The organism is Pelomonas sp. CA6, from assembly GCF_022549225.1.
In the GTDB taxonomy this organism is placed as follows: domain Bacteria; phylum Pseudomonadota; class Gammaproteobacteria; order Burkholderiales; family Burkholderiaceae_C; genus Roseateles.
Genome location: NZ_JAKZFD010000025.1, coordinates 1 through 2,457, shown reverse-complemented (window position 1 = coordinate 2,457; position 2,457 = coordinate 1). Strand labels below are relative to the sequence as shown.

The 2,457-nt window shown below is 72.2% G+C and carries 1 protein-coding gene; it reads left to right on the top strand.

Annotated features, from left to right (window positions below; genetic code table 11):
- A partial coding sequence (locus LZ017_RS21675) for a condensation domain-containing protein (RefSeq protein ID WP_241399013.1) occupies window positions 1–2,457 on the top strand: 2,457 nt, incomplete at both ends.

Sequence of the window (2,457 nt, the reverse complement as noted above, 5' to 3'; positions counted from 1 at the left end):
CGACTGCTGGCGCAGCCCGGGGTGCGCGAAGCCGTGGTGCTGGCGCGCGAAGACGAGCCGGGGCTGAAGCGGCTGGTGGCCTACGTCGTGGGTCAGCGCGATGACGAGAAGCTCGACGTCGACACGCTGCGCCAGGCGCTGGCCGGCGAGCTGCCCGGCTACATGGTGCCCAGTGCCTTCGTGCGTCTGGACGCGCTGCCGCTGACGCCCAACGGCAAGGTGGACCGCCGTGCGCTGCCGGCACCGGAGGCGGGTGACCATGCGCAGCGCGCGTACGAGGCGCCGCAAGGCGAGCTGGAAGAACAGCTGGCCGCGCTGTGGGCCGAGGTGTTGCAGCTGCCGCGCGTGGGCCGGCATGACAACTTCTTTGAGTTGGGCGGGCATTCGCTGCTGGCGGTGACGCTGATCGAGCGCATGCGCCAGGCGGGGCTGGCCAGCGACGTGCGCGCGCTGTTCAGCGCGCCCAGCCTGGCGCAGCTGGCCGAGCGTCTTGGCAGAGAACAGGGTGCCTGGCGCGAGGTCGCGGTGCCGCCCAACGGCATTCCGGACGGCGCGCAGCGCCTCAGTCCGGAGATGCTGCCGCTGGTGGCGCTCAGCCAGGCACAGCTCGATGGGCTGGTCGCCCAGGTGCCGGGCGGGGCCGCCAACGTGCAGGACATCTATCCGCTGGCACCGCTGCAGGAAGGCATGCTGTTCCACCACCTGATGGGCGGCGACGGCGACGTCTATCTGCTGCGCACGGCGCTGCGATTCGACGGCGAGGCGCGCCTGCAGCGCTACCTGGATGCGCTGCGCCGATTGCTGCGCCGCCACGATGTGCTGCGCACGGCGCTGTACTGGGAAGGCTTGGATGCGCCGGTGCAGCTGGTGCAGCGCGAGGCCGAGTTGCCGGTTCGGACGCTGACGGCCGCGGAGCTGGGCGTGGACGAAGCCTCGCGCGGCGACGAAGCCTTGCAGGCGTTGCTGGCGCACAGCGATGCGCGGCGCACGCGGCTGTGCCTGCAGCAGGCGCCGCTGATGCAGGTACAGCTGCTGCGCGAGCCCGGCCGGGACAGCTGGCTGATGGTGCTGCTGGTGCACCACCTGGTCGTGGATCACCAGGCGCTGGAGGTGCTGCAGCAGGAGGTGGCTCAGCTGCAGACCGGGCGCGGCGATGGGCTTGCGCCCGCGCAGCCTTTCCGCAACCACGTCGCTCAGGCCCGGCTGGGCCTGAGCACGGCCGAGCATGAGGCCTACTTCCGCGAGCGCCTGGCTTCGGTGGACGAGGCGACGCTGCCCTACGGCATGTCCGACGTCCAGAGCGACGGCAGCGCGGTGAGCGAGGCGCATCTGGACCTGCCCGAGGCCCTGAGCGCCGGCCTGCTCGCCCAGGCGCGCCGGCTGGGCGTCAGCGTGGCCAGCCTCTGCCATCTGGCCTATGCGCAGCTGCTGGGCCAGGTCAGCGGGCGCGACGACGTGGTGTTCGGCACGGTGCTGTTCGGCCGCATGCAGTCGGGTTCCGGTGCGGACCGGGCGCTGGGGCTGTACATCAACACACTGCCACTGCGCGTCCTGCTGGACGGCGAGGCCGAGACCGCGGCGCGCCGCGTTCAGCAGGACCTGGCGGCGCTGCTGCGCCACGAGCACGCGCCGCTGGCGCTGGCGCAGCGCTGCAGCGGGCTGGAGTCCGGCGTGCCGTTGGTGACGGCACTGATGAACTATCGCCATGGCGGCCAGCCCGCCGCCGAGGCCGGCGTTGACGCGGAGGCCCTGGTGGGCATCGAGCCCCTGGTTGCGGACGAGCGCACCAACTACCCGCTCACGCTGAGCGTCAACGACATGGGCGGCGACGGGCTGAGCCTGAGCGTGCTCGCGCAGTCGCCGGCGCAGCCTCAGCGCGTCTGTGCCCTGATGCAGCAGGCGCTGCAGGGGCTGCTGCAGTCCCTGGCGACGGGGGCTGCCTGGCCGCAGCCCCTGCTGCCGGCCTCGGAGCAGGCCGAACTGCTGGCCCTGTCCGAGCGGGTGCGTCCCTATCCGGCCACCTGGACGTTGCCGCAGCTGTTCGAGCTGGTGGTGCATGCCTACCCGGAGTCCCTGGCCGCCGTGCACGGCGAGCGCCGGCTCAGCTACACGGAACTCGACGCGATCAGCAACGGCCTGGCCCATGCGCTGATCGAGCAGGGCGTGGACCTTGGCGATGCCGTCGCCACGCGGCTGGAGCGGTCACTGGAACTGGTGGTGGCGCAGCTGGCCATCCTGAAGGTGGGCGCGGTCTATGTGCCGCTGGATCCGCAGATGCCCGCCGCGCGCCAGGCCCTGCTGGTCGAGGACAGCGGGGCCCGGCTGGTGCTGGTCGCTCCGGACTCCGCGCCGCTGGGCCAGGTCGCGACCCTGCCGGTGTCGGTGGAGGTGCTGGCGGCGCAGAAGCCGACGCCCGTCTTGCGCGTGCCGCCCAGTGCCGAAGCTCCTGCTTATCTG